General features: G+C 64.9%; 20 protein-coding genes. 9 read left to right on the top strand and 11 right to left on the bottom strand.

The genetic code is table 11. The features are described from left to right. Window positions 1-33 precede the first annotated feature (33 nt). A complete protein-coding gene (locus CYJ07_RS06645) occupies window positions 34-633 on the top strand; it encodes a cell wall hydrolase (protein WP_104202887.1) in 600 nt (199 codons plus the stop codon). Window positions 634-654: 21 nt separating this feature from the next. On the opposite strand, the gene CYJ07_RS06650 is transcribed toward CYJ07_RS06645, so the two are convergent. Beyond that, the gene (locus CYJ07_RS06650; protein ID WP_104202888.1) at window positions 655-1,317 is read right to left on the bottom strand and encodes a glutathione S-transferase family protein; all 663 of its coding nucleotides are present in this window, start codon (window positions 1,315-1,317) and stop codon (window positions 655-657) included. Beyond that, window positions 1,314-2,237: a LysR family transcriptional regulator gene (locus CYJ07_RS06655; RefSeq protein ID WP_104202889.1), complete on the bottom strand. Its 924-nt coding sequence runs from the start codon at window positions 2,235-2,237 to the stop codon at window positions 1,314-1,316. Before CYJ07_RS06655 ends, CYJ07_RS06650 begins: the two co-directional genes overlap by 4 nt. Window positions 2,238-2,439: 202 nt before the next feature. Between CYJ07_RS06655 and CYJ07_RS06660 the strand changes: the two genes are divergently transcribed. Then, window positions 2,440-2,769, top strand: coding sequence for a hypothetical protein (locus CYJ07_RS06660; protein ID WP_104202890.1), 330 nt, complete (start codon window positions 2,440-2,442; stop codon window positions 2,767-2,769). Between the two features lie 5 nt (window positions 2,770-2,774). Here the strand turns inward: CYJ07_RS06660 and CYJ07_RS06665 are convergent, their stop codons facing one another. After that, the gene (locus CYJ07_RS06665) at window positions 2,775-3,674 is read right to left on the bottom strand and encodes an arylamine N-acetyltransferase family protein (protein ID WP_104202891.1); all 900 of its coding nucleotides are present in this window, start codon (window positions 3,672-3,674) and stop codon (window positions 2,775-2,777) included. A gap of 114 nt (window positions 3,675-3,788) precedes the next feature. On the opposite strand from CYJ07_RS06665, the gene CYJ07_RS06670 reads away from it, so the two are divergent. The 4 genes from CYJ07_RS06670 to CYJ07_RS06685 are packed head-to-tail and all read left to right on the top strand — an operon-like array spanning window position 3,789 to window position 5,884. Next, a complete protein-coding gene (locus CYJ07_RS06670; protein ID WP_231489558.1) occupies window positions 3,789-4,253 on the top strand; it encodes an ArsR/SmtB family transcription factor in 465 nt (154 codons plus the stop codon). Further along, entirely contained in the window at window positions 4,240-4,791 is a 552-nt protein-coding gene (locus CYJ07_RS06675; RefSeq protein ID WP_104202893.1) for an SRPBCC family protein, read from the top strand. The genes CYJ07_RS06670 and CYJ07_RS06675 overlap by 14 nt, the downstream gene beginning before the upstream one ends. Continuing rightward, entirely contained in the window at window positions 4,764-5,183 is a 420-nt protein-coding gene (locus CYJ07_RS06680) for a VOC family protein (RefSeq protein ID WP_104202894.1), read from the top strand. The genes CYJ07_RS06675 and CYJ07_RS06680 overlap by 28 nt, the downstream gene beginning before the upstream one ends. Next, entirely contained in the window at window positions 5,180-5,884 is a 705-nt protein-coding gene (locus CYJ07_RS06685) for a DUF899 domain-containing protein (RefSeq protein WP_197038272.1), read from the top strand. Before CYJ07_RS06680 ends, CYJ07_RS06685 begins: the two co-directional genes overlap by 4 nt. A gap of 89 nt (window positions 5,885-5,973) precedes the next feature. Here CYJ07_RS06685 and CYJ07_RS06690 read toward each other — a convergent pair whose 3' ends face one another. Next, window positions 5,974-6,177: a putative motility protein gene (locus CYJ07_RS06690; RefSeq protein WP_104202895.1), complete on the bottom strand. Its 204-nt coding sequence runs from the start codon at window positions 6,175-6,177 to the stop codon at window positions 5,974-5,976. A 120-nt stretch (window positions 6,178-6,297) separates the two neighbouring features. Between CYJ07_RS06690 and CYJ07_RS06695 the strand changes: the two genes are divergently transcribed. Continuing rightward, window positions 6,298-6,834, top strand: a complete 537-nt coding sequence (locus CYJ07_RS06695) for a GrpB family protein (RefSeq protein ID WP_104202896.1) — start codon at window positions 6,298-6,300, stop codon at window positions 6,832-6,834. 31 nt (window positions 6,835-6,865) lie between these two features. Here the strand turns inward: CYJ07_RS06695 and CYJ07_RS06700 are convergent, their stop codons facing one another. After that, entirely contained in the window at window positions 6,866-7,300 is a 435-nt protein-coding gene (locus CYJ07_RS06700; RefSeq protein WP_197038273.1) for an META domain-containing protein, read from the bottom strand. Between the two features lie 143 nt (window positions 7,301-7,443). Continuing rightward, complete coding sequence (locus CYJ07_RS06705) at window positions 7,444-7,764, bottom strand: DUF1330 domain-containing protein (protein ID WP_104202898.1); 321 nt, start codon at window positions 7,762-7,764, stop codon at window positions 7,444-7,446. 111 nt (window positions 7,765-7,875) lie between these two features. On the opposite strand from CYJ07_RS06705, the gene CYJ07_RS06710 reads away from it, so the two are divergent. Next, window positions 7,876-8,700 (top strand): helix-turn-helix domain-containing protein, encoded by an 825-nt coding sequence (locus CYJ07_RS06710; protein ID WP_104202899.1) that lies wholly within the window; start codon window positions 7,876-7,878, stop codon window positions 8,698-8,700. Between the two features lie 4 nt (window positions 8,701-8,704). Here the strand turns inward: CYJ07_RS06710 and CYJ07_RS06715 are convergent, their stop codons facing one another. Next, the gene (locus CYJ07_RS06715) at window positions 8,705-9,586 is read right to left on the bottom strand and encodes a LysR family transcriptional regulator (protein WP_104202900.1); all 882 of its coding nucleotides are present in this window, start codon (window positions 9,584-9,586) and stop codon (window positions 8,705-8,707) included. A gap of 92 nt (window positions 9,587-9,678) precedes the next feature. On the opposite strand from CYJ07_RS06715, the gene CYJ07_RS06720 reads away from it, so the two are divergent. Beyond that, window positions 9,679-10,428 carry an NAD(P)H-dependent oxidoreductase gene (locus CYJ07_RS06720; protein WP_104202901.1) on the top strand — a complete coding sequence of 250 codons (750 nt, stop codon included), beginning with the start codon at window positions 9,679-9,681 and terminating at the stop codon, window positions 10,426-10,428. Window positions 10,429-10,432: 4 nt separating this feature from the next. Here CYJ07_RS06720 and CYJ07_RS06725 read toward each other — a convergent pair whose 3' ends face one another. The 4 genes from CYJ07_RS06725 to CYJ07_RS06740 all read right to left on the bottom strand — a co-directional run bounded on the left by CYJ07_RS06725 (window position 10,433) and on the right by CYJ07_RS06740 (window position 15,245). Beyond that, entirely contained in the window at window positions 10,433-11,704 is a 1,272-nt protein-coding gene (locus CYJ07_RS06725) for an NAD(P)/FAD-dependent oxidoreductase (RefSeq protein WP_104202902.1), read from the bottom strand. 38 nt (window positions 11,705-11,742) lie between these two features. Next, a complete protein-coding gene (aroQ, locus tag CYJ07_RS06730) occupies window positions 11,743-12,342 on the bottom strand; it encodes a gamma subclass chorismate mutase AroQ (RefSeq protein WP_104202903.1) in 600 nt (199 codons plus the stop codon). A 96-nt stretch (window positions 12,343-12,438) separates the two neighbouring features. Continuing rightward, window positions 12,439-14,235 carry a sensor domain-containing phosphodiesterase gene (locus tag CYJ07_RS06735; RefSeq protein ID WP_104202904.1) on the bottom strand — a complete coding sequence of 599 codons (1,797 nt, stop codon included), beginning with the start codon at window positions 14,233-14,235 and terminating at the stop codon, window positions 12,439-12,441. 140 nt (window positions 14,236-14,375) lie between these two features. Continuing rightward, entirely contained in the window at window positions 14,376-15,245 is an 870-nt protein-coding gene (locus tag CYJ07_RS06740; RefSeq protein WP_104202905.1) for a PA4780 family RIO1-like protein kinase, read from the bottom strand. Between the last annotated feature and the right edge of the window lie 29 nt (window positions 15,246-15,274).

Consider the following 15,274-nt stretch of genomic DNA (forward strand, 5'->3'; position numbering starts at 1 on the left):
CAACGAGCGGGGGAGCGAGACACGGAGCCGCCCATGCGTCATCTTGGGATAGCCGCCTGCCTGCTGGCACTGCTGCTGAACAGCCCGTCAGCCGTTGCCGAGCCGGAACGGTCGGCGGAAGCCGCCGTCGACAAGGCGGGAGAGCTGGAGCAAGCCGCCCGCCAGGGCGAGGTGCCCGAGAGCGGTCCGCTGACGGCCGGCGAAGCACGGGCCATCGACCCTGCCGGCGAAGCACCGCTCGACGATCCGCTGACCTGCCTGTCGCGCACGCTCTACTGGGAGGCCAAGGGCAAGTCCGAAACGGAAAAGGAAGCCGTTGCCAACGTGGTGATGAACCGGCTCGCCCACGAGGCCTTCCCCGACTCGGTCTGCGAGGTGGTAAAAGAAGGAACCGAACGCCCCCCCTGCCAGTTCTCTTGGTGGTGCGATGGACGTGCCGACACCGTGGTCGAAGAGGAAGCGTTCGAGGTCGCCAGGAGAGTCGCTCGCAGGGCACTCAACCAGGAGCTGCCCGACCGTACCAACGGTGCTCTCTTTTTTCATGACCGCAGCGTAATGCCCAGTTGGGCCAGTCAGTTCGTTCAAACCGGCGAAACCGAGCACTTCCTGCTGTATCGACCCGCCGACGACTAGCCAGTCGGCCCGATACGCGGATCAGCGTGTGGCCGGTGCCGGCGTCGGCGAAACCCCTTGCGCCAGCGCCGCGGCATGCTCCGCCTCGAGCGCGCGCCGATACCCTTCACGCGACTTCAGGCGCTGCCAGTAGTCCGCCACCGCCGGCTTGAAACGCTCGTCCAGCCCGAGAGACTCCGCCAGCAGCAGTGCATATCCCACCGAGATATCGGCGGCGGTGAAGCGTCCACACAGGTATGCCCGCTGCGACAACAGCGGTTCAAGCGTGCGCAGCCGCGACAGGAACCAGCGGGTATAGTCTTCGGCCACTTGCGGCTGTCGCCGCTCCGTCGGTTCGAAGTGGGTGTAGCGCAGCACCAAAGTCTGCGGAAAGGTCAGGGTCGCCTCGCCGAAGTGCAGGAGATTCAAGTAGGCGGCATAGTCCGGCTCGACAGGGGCCACGCCCAGGCCCGCTTCGGGGTAACGCCATGCGAGGTACTCGCAGATGGCCGCCGACTCCGTCATGCGCGCCTCGCCGTCGATGAAGGCGGGTACCGTTCCCAGCGGATTGATCTCCAGGAAAGCCTCGTCATGCACACGGGGCGGGAAAGGATGCATCGTCAGCGCGTAGGGCACGTCCAGCTCTTCGAGCATCCATAGCGGACGAAACGAGCGCGCCCCGACGCAGTGGTGCAGTTTGATCATGCGGTATCCTTGCGTACGTGTTGCGGTGAAAGGTCGCCAAACGCGGCCATCACATGGCCCGCCAAGGCCTCGCAAGCCTGGCCGATACCGCCCCGCTTGACTATCGCCAGCTGGTACTCGCCGAGCGGCGGCAGCAGGCTCGGATCGATGCGTCGCAGCGGCGGGCGGACCAGGCTCACGGGAAATGGCGCGACCGCCAGATCGGCGAGCATGGCGGCCTCCTGACCGGCACAGTGCTCACAGGAGTAAGCGATACGGTAACTCACCCCGGCACGGCCCAGAGCGTCAAGCGCCATGCCCCGCCAGGCACAGCCTTGATGCGCCAAGGCCACCGGCAGCGGGGAACGCTGGGCAGCAATGCCGCCTTCACGCCCGACCCACACCAGTGGTTCGCTGTGGACGATCTCGCCACGCGGCTCCTGCCCGGGATTGCCGGCCGTGAGCAGCACCAGATCGAGCTCGCCGGCATCCAGGCGCGCGAGCATCTCGCGGCTACTGCCCACCACCACATCGACCTGCACCGCCGGATGCGAGCGTGCGAACTGCGCCAGCACGCTGGGCAGGATGCGCGTGCCCACGTCGTCGGTGGTGCCGAAGGCTACCCGCCCCTCCAGCTTGGGCGCCAGGAACTGGGTCACCGCCTCTTCGTTGAGCTTGAGCAACCTTCGCCCGTAGCCCAGCAGCACCTCCCCCTCCGGCGTCAGTCGCACCTGACGGGCTTCACGCACGAACAGCGCCTGCCCGAGAGTCTCCTCCAAACGCTTGATCTGCATGCTGAGCGCCGATGGAGTACGGAACACCTGGCGCGCCGCGCGAGTAAAGCTGCCGCATTCGGCAATGGCCACGAAGGTACGCAGCACGTCGCTGTCCAGCAGCGGCAACGAGAGGGGGGCGCTCGATAGTTCGGCGTGTTGTGTCATGGCCTTACCGTTCAGTTTTATTTAAAACTCAATGTAGACCTTTTCGTTGGATTGATCAAAAGGCTCGTTCCATCCTCCTTCTAAGATCGAGATCGAAGCTTCCTATCTCTCGCGAGGGGACGGCGGTCTCGAACGTCACTCAGGCAGAGCAATGGCGAAAGCGGCGGCGGCGCCGGTCGCTTTCGCCATCAGGAGGTGAGAGATGAGCCAGTACGAACCGCTGCATCGAATCGAGCCCGTCGAGCGACGCGACGCGCCGGAACCCGAGCCCGATTTCTACATGCCGGCTATGCCGCCCCTGGGACTGATCCGCGCCATCGAGCGCTGGTGGCAGACCTACCGGTTTCGCCGGCAATTCCGCCGACGCTTCCTGCACCTGCTGGCCTACGATGACCATATGCTCGAAGACATGGGCCACTGCCGCGATGACATCCTGTGGGCCTCGCGCCTGCCGCTGAAGGAAGATGCGGAACAGGCGCTGGAGCAGCGCCGGGCGATACGCAAGGCGGCGCAGCAGAGGCGCCGACGTTAGCCCCCTCAGGTCCCAAGCTGTTCACCTTCGGAGGAAGTCTCAGCGAGCGTCTCGGCTCGCCGGAGCAGGATGCTCTCCTGCTCCGGTGTCAGTTTCAGCCCGAACCGCTCATGCAGCACGCCGGCCAGTTCACCGGCAGCGATCTGATGCAGCTCCGGCTCGCTACCCGGCCGGAAGACCTTCAACTCCAGATCGGTCAGCGCAAGACGTAACTCAGCGCCATTGTGCTGAGCCACGATTCGCCGCACGAAAGGGGACGCAGGATGATGTGACACTAGGTAATTGTATTCGGCGAAGTCGGCACGGTAGTAGGGCTCGTCGCTGAACTGGTAAAGATTGAACCAGTCACCGTGCCGCCGATGGCGCAGCAGCCAATACCCCAGCGGAGAGCGCTCCAGGCGATACTCCCACGGGCCGTGACTCACCTCGTTACCGGCCTCGAGCAGAATTGGCTCTCGCGGTCCGATGTTGCCTACCCCGACATCGATCAGCCAGTCGCGGCCAGCCACTTTCACCACCAGCATCGTATGGCCGAGCGGGGTGACCACACGCTCGTCGTCGCCCATCAGCATTCTTGCGCTACGGCCCTCGACGTCGAAACCAAGCCGATCCAGCACTGTAGCAAACAGTATGTTTTGCTCATGGCAATAACCGCCGCTCCGGCGCCGTACCAACTTGTCCTGAAGGCTTTCCAGGTCGAGGCGTATTTCGCCACCGGTAATGATTTCAAGATTCTCGAACGGCACCGCGGCGAGATGCGCCTGCTGGAGGGCCTTCAATGTCTCCAGGCTGGGAGTCAGGTCGCCCCGATAACCGACACGTGCCAGGTAAGCCTCGAGATCGAGCGCCGGAGTCTCCCACCGGGCCGATTCATGGAGTGGATGGTCAATCGTTTCAGCCTGCATGATGAACTCTCCTGTACCGAGTGGCCTAGAGCCTTAGTGAATGCCCTAGGAGTGAGCTTGAAACGCAGGCTAATACCTCAAGCTAACCTCAGGTAAAGGAAACAAATTTCTATCGTGCTCATAGCCATTCACGATGCCGAATGGCACGCCGACTTTTCTCTCAACCACTTGGTTGACAAAGAGGCATGGAGCCACTATTTAAACCATATGGTTGAACATAACGAAACACACCTGGACCGGATCTTCCACGCCCTGGCCGATCCGACCCGACGCGCCCTGCTCCAACGACTGACGGCCGGCGAGTGCAAGGTCGGCGAGTTGGCCGAGCCGTTCGACATCTCGCTGGCTGCCGTTTCCAAGCATGTGCGCGTGCTGGAGCAGGCGGGGCTGGTAAAGCGACGTATCGAAGGGCGCGCCCATTACTGCCGGCTGCAGCCGGAGCCGCTGGTTGAGGCGGAGCGGTGGCTAAGCTTCTACGAAGGTTTCTGGAGCCAGCGCTTAAATGCGCTGGAAGCGGCCCTGAAGGCGGAACTTGATGGCACGTCACCAAAGGAGGAAAAAGCGGATGGACGACGCTGATTACGGCCGGCCAATCGCCGAGGACAGCATCCGCTTCGAGCGCCTGTTGCCGGGGCCCATCGAGCGGGTCTGGGCCTATCTCACCGAATCCGACAAGCGTGGCCTGTGGCTCGCCCCCGGTGCCATGGAAGCCCGCCAGGGCGCCTCCTTCGCTCTACGCTTCCACAACACCGCGCTGACGCCCGACAGAACGCCGCCAACCGAGCGATTTCGTCACTACGATGGCAGCTTCACGACGTATCACAAGGTGCTGCGCTACGAGCCACCCCACGTGCTCACCTGGACCTGGGGCGGTGGCGACGAAGCCCCTTCGGAGGTCACCTTCGAACTCAGCGAGGCCGGCGATCAGGTGCGCCTGGTCGTGACGCACCGCCGCCTCGCCGATGACGACACCCGGATCACCGTGGCCAGCGGCTGGCATACCCATCTCACCATTCTCGAGGACGTGCTGCAGAGCTACCGCCCTGCCCCTTTCTGGCCCACGTTCGAACGCCTGGAGGAGGAGTACCGATGCCGCATCATGTCACCCCGCAACTGATGTTCGAAGGCAATGCCGAGCAGGCCATGCACTTCTATGTCTCGCTGTTCGACGATTCCGACATCGTCCGGCTCGAGCGTTATGGCCCCGAAGCACCGGATAGGGAAGGCAGCATCAAGCAGGCCGAATTCACCCTGGCGGGTCGGCGCTATACTTGTATCGACAGCCACATAGCGCACCCTTTCACGTTCACCCCTTCGATATCGTTGTTCGTCGAGTGCGACAGCCGTGAGGAGTTCGAGCGCCTACTCGAGCAGCTATCGGAACAGGGTGAGACGCTGATGCCACCAGACGACTACGGCTTCAGCGAACGCTTCGCCTGGCTCAATGACCGCTTCGGCGTGTCGTGGCAGCTCAACCTGGCCCGAGCTTCTGTGGAGACGCGACAATGACGCCCCCAATCGCCCTGCCGCCCATCGTTTCCCAAGCGGAGTGGCAGGCCGCTCTCGAATCACAGATCGCCCGCGAGAAGGCCCACACGCGCGAGCGCGATAGACTGAACGCCGCTCGCCGGCGGCTGCCGATGGTCGAGGTGCGCCCGGATTACGTCTTCGAAGGGCCGAAGGGCCCGGTCACCCTGGTCGATCTCTTCGAAGGTCGGCGCCAGTTGATCGTCTACCACTTCATGTTCGGCCCCGATTGGGAGGCCGGCTGTGACGGCTGCTCGTGGGTGGTCGATGCCATGACTCATCCCGCGCACCTGCATGCCCGCGACACCACGCTGGCGCTGGTCTCGCGGGCGCCGCGAGAGAAGCTTGAGCGCTACCGCCAGCGCATGGGCTGGCAACACCCGACGTGGTACTCGTCCCAAGGCAGCGATTTCAACCGAGACATGGGCGCGACGACCTGTTGCGATGCCCCTGATGCGGACCGCGGCGAGCGCCACGGTATCAGTGTTTTCCTGCACGATGGCGAACGGGTGTTTCGTACCTACGCCACCGGCAAGCGAGGCGTTGAGTACCTGGGCAGCCTGTGGACCTATCTGGACCTGACGCCTTACGGCCGACAGGAAAGCTGGGAGGATTCACCGCAAGGCTGGCCGCAGACGCCGCCCTACGTGTGGAACCGACGCCATGACGAGTACGAGGCATGACGTGCCCGCTGTTAAGCGGCACGCCATCGAGACGGGCAAAAGTAAACGCCCCTGGACAGGGGCGCGGAAATGATTGCTTGAAGAGGGCTTCAGGCGTAGGTGTTGACCAATGTCCCCAGCGAGCCGTCGCTGGCGAGCTGCGGCTGCAGCGAAGCCGACTCCAACAGAGCGGTCACCTGATCCTTCTGCATGTCCAGGGCCTGCTTGAAGACCTGCATCTGCGCCTGCTGGGCGGTTTGGGCCTGTTGCATGACCAACGCCTGGCTGACGATACTGTTGACGGCTGAATCCATGTCCCGCTCTCCTGTTCTTGGTTCTTCTGTTTCGTCAAATTAACAGCGAATGGCGTCGCTGGCAAAAGGTCGATCAACAAGCGGGTTCGACGGCGTAGACAACTCGCCAAGGAGCGCCACATGACGGAAGCGGAATCCCTGCGCCTCGCCATTGATGAGCGGGTCGAGTTGGTAGATTACGACCCCCGCTGGCCCATACGCTTCGACGCCGAGTGTCGCCGCTTGCAGGAAGGCTTCCCTGAAAGCCTGATCGACGTGCAGCATATCGGCAGCACCGCGATACCGGGCATGTCGGCCAAACCCATCATCGACGTCATGGCCGGCGTCGCTTCCATGGCCGTGGCCGACTCCCTGTTCGAGCCCATTCTAGCTCACGGCTACGTGACCTCCGCCGTATTCAACGCCAGCCTGACCGACCGACGCTGGTTCATGCGCCACGCCCATGGCCGGCGAACCCATCACCTGCACGTGGTGGTTCACGACGGCGAGCTGTGGCACCAGCGGCTGGCCTTTCGTGATGCCTTGCGCGCCGATCCGATCCAGGCCACTCGCTACGCCGTTCTCAAGCGCGAACTGGCTTCCCGTCACCAAGCGGACCGCGAAGCCTATACCCAGGCCAAGAGGGATTTCGTGCGCTCGATCGTCGGGTCGGGATGACGGAGCTTCTTCCATAAGGAGCCTGAGCCCCTCAGTAAAGATGCACCGCCTCGAAGTGCGCCACGGTTTCGCCGTCCGCATCCTCAAGAGTCAGCGCCTGGCCTTCAATCTGCCAAGTCGTCGCTGCTTCGAGTGCGCCAAGAAAAACCTGCTCGGTCTCGGCGCCCTCCAGGCAAGCCATACGCGTGGTGACCAAGGGGCCGAAGCGCAGGGAGTCGTTCTCCAACCGGTAGCTGCCTGCCAGGCGGTTGCAGCCGGTGGAGCCCGCCAGGCGGTTCTCCTCGGCGTGCAGCACGAAATGCGCCTCGCGCTGGTTGTCCACCGCCTCGGCAGTGACATCGCCGACTCGGATCAGCTTCCAATAGGTGTTCTCCAGTGGCTCATCATGCATCGGACTCTCCATGCTGGCACAACCCGCCAGGACGATAGCCAGCGACCCCAACAACGTGGCGAAACGCCTTTTCATTTCTCGTTCCCTCGACAAGCGATGTAGTTCTCCCGCCGCTAGCGCGGCGGGCTCCATACGCCGTTACTGTCGGAGAAGCCATGGCGAATAGCCAGTCAAGATTTGCCGGTATCACGACCGGCCTACCGGCACGAAACGTGTTCTCAGCCGAGAATGTCGACGCCCCGGTGCCATTCCTCGACGCCTTCCACCAGGATGACATCGCCCACGGCATTGGCGGTGCGCAGCGGCATGATGCGCCGGTAGGCGTCGGAGCGATACCAGGCGCGGGCACTCTCCATGTCGGGAAAGCCGAGCACGATCGTATCGCCCTGCCAGCTGCCTTCCAGCACTTCGGTCTTGCCGCCGTGGACGACGTACTTGCCCCTGTAGGGTGCCAGGGTGGCGTCGATGTGCTGCAGGTATTCGACGATCTCCGGCCCCATGGTGACGTCCTGCAGGCGGGCGATGGCGTAGGCGGGCATGGCGCTTTCCTCTTGTGGTGGGTTCGCCATCGATCATCGCCCCGGTTCGTCGTCGTGGCGATTACCCGTGAGGTAATAGCCACACTTACCGAGCGGAGGTATCGTGCCAGCATGACGACCCAGACACCGACACCCAGCGTTGGAGAATTACTGCGCCATTGGCGCCAGCGGCGCCGGCTGAGCCAGTTGGCACTCGCCGCGGACGCCGACATATCCCAGCGCCACCTGAGCTTTCTCGAATCCGGACGCGCCTCTCCCAGCCGCGAGATGCTGCTGCGCCTGGCGGAGCAACTGGCCATCCCCCTGCGCGAGCGCAACCGGCTGTTTCTCGCCGCCGGCCTGGCCCCGGCCTACGGCGAACGTGCGCTGGATACGCCGGAGCTGGCCACGGTACGCCGCGTGGTCGACCAGTTGCTGGATGCTCATGCGCCCTACCCGGCGCTGGCCGTGGATCGCCACTGGTCGCTCGTCGCCGCCAATCGCCCGCTCGGCCTGTTGCTCGAGGGCGTCGACCCGGCGCTGCTCGAGCCCCCCGTCAATGTGCTGCGCCTGAGCCTCCACCCGCGAGGGCTCGCCTCGCGCATACTCAATTTCCGCGAATGGCGGGCGCACATACTCGAGCGCCTGGCCCGTCAGAGCGAAAGCATGCCCGATGGCTCCCTGGCCGACCTGGCCGACGAGCTGCGCAGCTTTCCCGTGCCCATCGGCGCTCGCCCCCACCACCCGACTTCACGCGCACAATACGCCGGGATCGCCGTGCCGCTCGAGCTGGCCCTGCCGGATGGCAGCGTCCTAACGCTGCTGAGTACCACTACGGTATTCGGCACCCCACTCGACGTGACGCTGGAGGAGCTCGCCATCGAGTCGTTCTTCCCTGCCGACGAGGCGACCCGTGAGATCATGCAGCGGCTGGCCGCCGACGAACAGGTACGGTAACTTCTCAGGCGCGGCTATCGCCCTGCCCCGACAGCCGCACCTGGCTTGCCTGTACCGCCTCGGCGACGAAGGCCATGAAGGCACGGATGCGCGCCACCCGGCGCAGGTCGGGGTGGGTCAGCAACCACAAGTCAGTGGCGAGTTCGTCAATCGGTTCCCCAAGGCGCACGAGCGACGGTTCGGCGTCGGCCAGGTAGCAGGGCAGCACGGCGCGGCCGAGCCCGTCGCGGGCGGCCGCCAGCATGCCGAACATGGTATCGACGCGATAACGGCAATGCTCGTTCGCGCCGTTCTCGGCCATCCATGTGTCTAGTGCGAGATAGCCTAGGTGTCGATCCGGCCCCACCCAGGCATCGGTAGCGGTACCGGCGCGGACGTAGACCGCCTGGGCGATGCGTCCGACCCGCCGCCCCACCAGGTGTTCGGGCGGCGACAGCGAGGGCCGCACCGCCACATCGGCATCACGTTGAGAGAGATTGAACAGCTGATTGGAGACCGCCACCTCGAGGACGATCTTGGGGTGGGCGCGCTGGAAGTCGGCGAAGATTGGCGACAGCAGTCCCATCAGCAGCGTATCGGTGGTGGTCACACGGATGCTGCCGGAGAGGCGCAGGTCGCGTCCCGCCACGCGCCGCTCGGCGCCATGTACCTCGGCCGCCACACGGGCCGCAGTAGCCGCCAGGTCCTCCCCCGCCGGCGTCGGCGCGTAACCCGTACGCGAACGCTCGAACAGCGCCACGCCCAGGCGCTGTTCGATGGCGTTCAGCCGCCGAAAGACCGTGGCATGGCTGGCCCCCAGCCGACGCCCGGCGCCGGAGAGCGTACCCATCTCGGCGATGGCCTGTACCACGCGCAGGTCATCCCAGTGCAATGCCTGTTCATTCATGCAAGGTTCGTTGTCGTTTTTTGAGAATGTCCGTTCAACAGAGTACCGCATAGCCTGGAGGTGTTCCCCCTTGGCTAACCGGAGACACCGCCATGGACGTGCTGATCGTGTTTTGCCACCCCGAACCTCGCTCCTTCAACGGCGCTCTAAAGGACGTCGCCATGGAAACCCTCGAACGGCAGGGTCACCGGGTGGAAGTCTCGGATCTTTACGCCGAGGGCTTCGATCCGGTGGAGGGAGCGGCGCACTACCCCGAGCGCACCGAGCCCGACACCTTCTTTCCGCTCACCGAGCAGCGCCACGCTTACGACCAGGGGAGTCTGCCCAGCGACGTGCAGCGTGAGATCGCGCGCCTCGAGCGCGCCGACCTGGTGATCCTGCAGTTCCCGCTGTGGTGGCATGCTCAACCGGCCATGCTCAAGGGCTGGTTCGACCGGGTGTTCGTCTACGGCGGGCTCTACTCCGGCAGGATGCGCTACAACCGAGGTCGCTTCCCCGACAAGCGCGTGATGCTCTCGGTGACCACCGGCGCCCCGGCACCGACCTTCACCCGCCACGGCCGCAGCGGGCATATCGTGGCGCTGCTATGGCCGATCCACTATTCGCTCTACTACCTCGGCGTCAGCGTATTGCCGCCCCAGGTCACCTACGGCGTTCAGGGCGGCGGGCTGAGCTACGAGGCGGAAACGGCATTCCACCAGCGCCTGGAAGCCGAGAAGGAGGCCTGGGCGCAGCGGCTCGAAGGGCTCGACAACGAAGCGCCGATTCCCTTCGCCGGCTGGGACGACTGGGACGAGCAGGGCGTGCTGAAGGCGGGGCATCCCGAGGCCTGGCGGCTTTGAAAGCTTAGGCGGGCCGCCGCCCGTGGAAGCGGTTCACGCGGTAGGGTGCCATGTCCAGCGCCGGCCTCTCTCCTGCCACCAGCGCTGTGACGAGCTCCGCCGTAATCGCCGCCTGAGTCAGACCCAGGTGCTGGTGACCGAAGGCGAAGTGAATGTTCGCAGAGTCGGGATGGGTGTCGATGACCGGCAGCGAATCGGGCAGCGTCGGGCGAAAGCCCATCCACTCCGTGGAAGCGTCGAGCCCCGACGCTTCCGCCAACAGCCGGGCGGTATGACGACGCAGCGACGCATAGCGGCGCTTGATCGGCGACAGCGAGAGCCCACCCAGCTCGGTGAAGCCGACTACTCGCAGGCCGCAAGTCATCGGCGTCATCACACAGCGGCGCTCTGCCGAGCCCACCGGCCGACGCAGGGCAGTCCCCCGCCCGGGAAGCGTCAAATGGTAGCCGCGCTCGGTTTCCAGTGGCACCTCGAGGCCGACGCCCCGGGCCAGATGATGGCTCCAGGCACCTGCCGCCACCACTACTTGGGCGAAGGCCAGCTCCCCCTCATCGGTTGCCAGCGTCACGCCACTCGGCGTGGGTATCAGGCGCTCGACCCGGGCTTGGCGAATCTCGCCTCCACGGGCCTCGAACGCTTGCGCCAGACGACGAACCAGGACAAGCGGGTCACGCACCTGGTGGGCACCGGGAAATAAGAGGCCATGGCTCAGACGTCCCGACAATCCCGGCTCCCGCGCGCGGATTTCTTCGGCCTCGAGCCACTCCACCTCGACCCCCCAGTGCTGCAGATGGGCCATGTGACGCTTGGCCTCGGCACGCCCCCGGTCGGATTCCCACACCAGCAGGTAGCCCGAGGCCACCAGCTCCTCCTCGGCGCCGATACCGGCCAGACAGCGCCGCCAGGCGGCCACGGCCGACTCGTTGAGCGCCGCCAGTGCCTGGCGCCCTTGCGTCACCTGAGCGGGGCGGGCCGCGGCGATGAAGCGCGCCAGCCAGGGCAGCAGCCGCGGCAAATAGCGAAACGGCAAGGCCACGGCGCCATGCGGGTCCAGCCACAGGCGTGGCGCCTGGCGCAGCATGGCGGGCGTCGACAGCGGGTCGATCGACTCGATGGCGAGAAAACCGGCATTGCCGGAGGAGGTTCCCTCGCCCGGCCCCTGGGAATCCAGCACCGTGACCGACAGACCGCGCTGCTGGAGCGCCAGCGCGGTAGTCATGCCAATTACCCCCGCGCCCACCACGGCGACACGAGAGCCAGCGTTGGCCTGGATCATTCACGCTCCTCCATGGCTGGCGTGCCAGAATGATGGTGTCAGCGTGCCAGTCTCTCCATCAACGGCTGGATGGAAACGTTGCGAGGCTCACCGTCGAAGTCGTCGCGTACCAGCTCCTGAGCGCGCCGCTGCAGATAGCGACCTGAACCTTCGACCTCTGCGATACGCTCGATGTCGGCCAGCGCTTCGATCAGCTGCGGGGTCAGCCGGTCGAGCACCGGACGCACGTCCTCGGCGAGGTCGGGGGGATCGGCGAAGGGCGAGCGCCCCTCCTGCAGCCACTGGTGGTGAAGGCGTCGCTGGACCTGCTTGCTGGCCTCGAACTGCTTCTCGAAGAAGCGCCGGGCGAAGTCCTCGTCGACGCCGGCTTCCCCGGCCTGCGCCGTCACCTGGTCGAGGATCTGCGCTTCCCGTTCGGGGGCTTCGATGGGCGCGCCGGAGTTCCACTTCGCCTTCGCCACCGCCGGGGCCACGTCCAGTCGCTCGTCGACCAGTACCAACATACGGTCGATCACCGCCTTGTCCTCGTCGGGCGGTTCCGGCGGCTGGAGCTGGCAACCGACCAGCAGCAGACTCAGGACGACCGAAAAGGCGGTATGCCGCCACGAAAGGAAGCGTCGCGCGCTATCAGGATGCATGGAGTCACTCTCCGTTGGGGATTCGCAGCCATTGTGGCAAGGAATCGGCGTTTCGGCCTCCCTTCGCTTGCGATTCGACTGTTCGGGCCCGTGTCGCTAGCGCAACTCGCCGAGCCACTTCTGGAATGCCGCGGCTTCCATGGGCCTGGCGAACCAGTAGCCCTGCACCTCGTTGCAGCCAAGCGCCTCGAGGTATTCGCAGGTCCGCTTCGTCTCCACGCCTTCGGCGACGACGTGATAGCCCAGATCGTGGGCCATCCTCAGCATCGACTTGACCAGGGTGCGGCTGCGCGACTCGACATCGAGCCCGCGAATGAAGGTGCGATCGATCTTGACGATCTTGGCGGGGATGTCCTGCAGGTAGGCCAGGCTGCTGTAGCCGGTACCGAAGTCGTCGATGGCGATGCGCATGCCGGCCGCTTCCAGCGTATCGAGCTGCTGCCAGGCGGCCCGTCCCTGGGAGAACAGCGCGGTCTCGGTCAGCTCGATCTCGATGGCTGCAAGCGGCAGCCCCGCTTCCGCTATTCGGGCCAACAAGCGTTGGGCGAAGTCGGCCTCGTCCAGGTTGCAGGCCGAGACGTTGAGCGACACGCAGAGCGCCAGCCCCTGATCGTGCCAGGCCTTTACCTGGTCAATCGCGGTGCGTAAGACCCAGGCGGTCAGCGGGGTGGCCAGCGGCGTATTTTCGATCAGCGGAATGAATTCGACGGGCGAGACTTCGCCGAGCTCCGGGTGACGCCAGCGCAGCAGCGCCTCCGCGCCGCGACAAGCGCGCGACCCCAGCTCGACGCGCGGTTGATAAACCAGGCGCAACTGGTCGCGGCTCTCCAGCGCCTCGCGGAAATCGGACAGCAGCCGAAAATGTCGCCGGTAGCGTGCATCGAGAGCGTGCGAATAGACGCCAGCGCCGGACTCCGTCTGACGGGCATCCTGGCAGGCGCTATGGGCGGTGCGCAGGCTATCCGCCGCTCCCTCCGCCCCCAGGCTCAGCGGGGCCACGCCGATGGCGGGACGCACCAGCACCGGGGCCTCGCGAATCAGGTCGAGGGACATTAGCGCCTGACGCAGGCGCAGCGCCTCATCAAGCAGCTCGCTTTCGTCATTGCCTTCCACCAGATGCACGTACTGACAGGGTCCGACCGAGTAGAGCCGCTGCGCGATGCCCAGCGTTTCCTGCAGACCGCGCCCCGCCACGTGGGTCAGTTCATCCAGGTAGGCGGGCCCCATCACCCGATTCAGCATGCTGGCCTGGGCGATATCGAGCACCTCGGTGAACAGGGCATAGCGCTGCTGACCGGGCGCGTCCCGCAGCAGGTCGTCGAGGTCTTCGACGAACTGGCTGCGGTTGGGCAGGCCGGTCAGCGGATCGATGCGTCCGAAGGCATGCTGCATCTCGATCTGGGCCATGACCATGGCGGCCATGTCCTGGAGAATCGCCACCTCCTCTTCGCTGATGTCGCGCGGCTGGGTATCGAGCACGCACATGGCGCCCAGGGTATAACCCTCCTGGGTCTGCAGAGGCGCGCCGGCATAGAAGCGAATACCCGACCGGGCCAGCAAGCTGTCGCGATAGGTCGGCGACTCCAGCAGGTCCGGCACGATCACCACGTCCGACGAGTCGGCCACCTCGCCACAGCACGCCTGAAAACGCGGGATTTGCCAGTGCTCCACCCCCACCCGCGACTTGAACCACTGGCGATCGGCATCGGTCAGCGAGACCGCGGCGATGGGCATGCCGAAGAATTTGCTGGCCATCCGGGTGATGCGGTCGAAGCTCTCGCTCGGCGGCGTATCCAGCAGATTGAGTTGGCGCAGGGCATAAAGTCGCGCCTGCTCTCGACCTTGCTCCCGTTCCTGGTGCGCCTGCTCGGGGCCGTAACCGTGCTCGTCCATTCAAGGGGTCTCCGCCGTTGTGCGCCGGCACGTTAAACGTCGCCCCTTCAGCCTAATCAAACCTAGCTATCGTGACCATAACTTGGATTTGCCGCGAAACGGCCGATCTCCCCTCTTGCAGCTCAAACCGGCAGATCGCCCTAACGCTCGTCCTCGTCATCCTGCTCGTTGCGAGCCTGCGCTGCCAGGTGCTCGGCCTGTTCTTCCCGCGCATCCTCGATCACGGCCAGCAGGTCATCGACGTCCACCACGCGGGTGTCATGCTCGAAGCAGCCCGTCAACTGGCTTTCCGGATGCAGCTCACCGACCTCGTAGAGCGCCCAGATCTCTTTACCATAGTCGGTGCTCAACAGTTCCGGGGCAAAGCGGCCGAAGTAGCGGCGCATATTGTCGACGTCTCGCTCGAACATCATCTCGGCGCTGTTGTTACCCGCGGCATCCACTGCCTGGGGCAGGTCGATGATCACCGGGCCATCGGCGGCCAGCAGTACGTTGAACTCGGACAGGTCACCGTGAACCAGGCCCGCACACAGCATCTTCACCACGTCGCGAATGATCTTGTCGTAGTACTCGCGGGCCTGCTCGGAGCTCAGGGTCACATCGTCCAGGCGCGGGGCCGTCAGGCCCTCGGCATCGCTGATCATCTCCATCAGCAGCACACCGTCGATGAACCCATAGGGCTGCGGCACCCGCACCTCCGCTGCAGCCAGCCGGTAGAGGGCATCGACCTCAGCGTTGAGCCAGGCCTGCTCCTGCTCCTTCTGGCCATAGCGGGTCTTCTTGGCCATGGCTCGCGAGCGGCGGCTGTTGCGCTCGCGGCGCCCCTCCTGGTACTGCACCGCCTGCTTGAAACTGCGCTGTTTCGCCTCCTTGAAGACCTTGGCGCAGCGACGCTCCCCGTGGGAACGCACCACGTAGACCTGGGCCTCCTTGCCACTCATCAGCTGACTCTCGACCGCCTCGATCAGACCGTCATCGACCAGTGGCTGCAATCGCTTGGGTATCTTCACCTTTCCCCCTCTTCTCTCTCAGCGGCCAA

This window comes from Billgrantia saliphila, assembly GCF_002930105.1.
Classification (GTDB): Bacteria; Pseudomonadota; Gammaproteobacteria; order Pseudomonadales; family Halomonadaceae; genus Halomonas; species Halomonas saliphila.

Bases quoted from the DNA above. Each gene is read 5' to 3' on its own strand.
- CYJ07_RS06645 (WP_104202887.1), top strand. From the start codon at position 34: ATGCGTCATCTTGGGATAGCCGCCTGCCTGCTGGCACTGCTGCTGAAC.
- CYJ07_RS06650 (WP_104202888.1), bottom strand. From the start codon at position 1,317: ATGATCAAACTGCACCACTGCGTCGGGGCGCGCTCGTTTCGTCCGCTA.
- CYJ07_RS06655 (WP_104202889.1), bottom strand. From the start codon at position 2,237: ATGACACAACACGCCGAACTATCGAGCGCCCCCCTCTCGTTGCCGCTG.
- CYJ07_RS06660 (WP_104202890.1), top strand. From the start codon at position 2,440: ATGAGCCAGTACGAACCGCTGCATCGAATCGAGCCCGTCGAGCGACGC.
- CYJ07_RS06665 (WP_104202891.1), bottom strand. From the start codon at position 3,674: ATGCAGGCTGAAACGATTGACCATCCACTCCATGAATCGGCCCGGTGG.
- CYJ07_RS06675 (WP_104202893.1), top strand. From the start codon at position 4,240: ATGGACGACGCTGATTACGGCCGGCCAATCGCCGAGGACAGCATCCGC.
- CYJ07_RS06680 (WP_104202894.1), top strand. From the start codon at position 4,764: ATGCCGCATCATGTCACCCCGCAACTGATGTTCGAAGGCAATGCCGAG.
- CYJ07_RS06685 (WP_197038272.1), top strand. From the start codon at position 5,180: ATGACGCCCCCAATCGCCCTGCCGCCCATCGTTTCCCAAGCGGAGTGG.
- CYJ07_RS06690 (WP_104202895.1), bottom strand. From the start codon at position 6,177: ATGGATTCAGCCGTCAACAGTATCGTCAGCCAGGCGTTGGTCATGCAA.
- CYJ07_RS06695 (WP_104202896.1), top strand. From the start codon at position 6,298: ATGACGGAAGCGGAATCCCTGCGCCTCGCCATTGATGAGCGGGTCGAG.
- CYJ07_RS06700 (WP_197038273.1), bottom strand. From the start codon at position 7,300: ATGAAAAGGCGTTTCGCCACGTTGTTGGGGTCGCTGGCTATCGTCCTG.
- CYJ07_RS06705 (WP_104202898.1), bottom strand. From the start codon at position 7,764: ATGCCCGCCTACGCCATCGCCCGCCTGCAGGACGTCACCATGGGGCCG.
- CYJ07_RS06710 (WP_104202899.1), top strand. From the start codon at position 7,876: ATGACGACCCAGACACCGACACCCAGCGTTGGAGAATTACTGCGCCAT.
- CYJ07_RS06715 (WP_104202900.1), bottom strand. From the start codon at position 9,586: ATGAATGAACAGGCATTGCACTGGGATGACCTGCGCGTGGTACAGGCC.
- CYJ07_RS06720 (WP_104202901.1), top strand. From the start codon at position 9,679: ATGGACGTGCTGATCGTGTTTTGCCACCCCGAACCTCGCTCCTTCAAC.
- CYJ07_RS06725 (WP_104202902.1), bottom strand. From the start codon at position 11,704: ATGATCCAGGCCAACGCTGGCTCTCGTGTCGCCGTGGTGGGCGCGGGG.
- aroQ (WP_104202903.1), bottom strand. From the start codon at position 12,342: ATGCATCCTGATAGCGCGCGACGCTTCCTTTCGTGGCGGCATACCGCC.
- CYJ07_RS06735 (WP_104202904.1), bottom strand. From the start codon at position 14,235: ATGGACGAGCACGGTTACGGCCCCGAGCAGGCGCACCAGGAACGGGAG.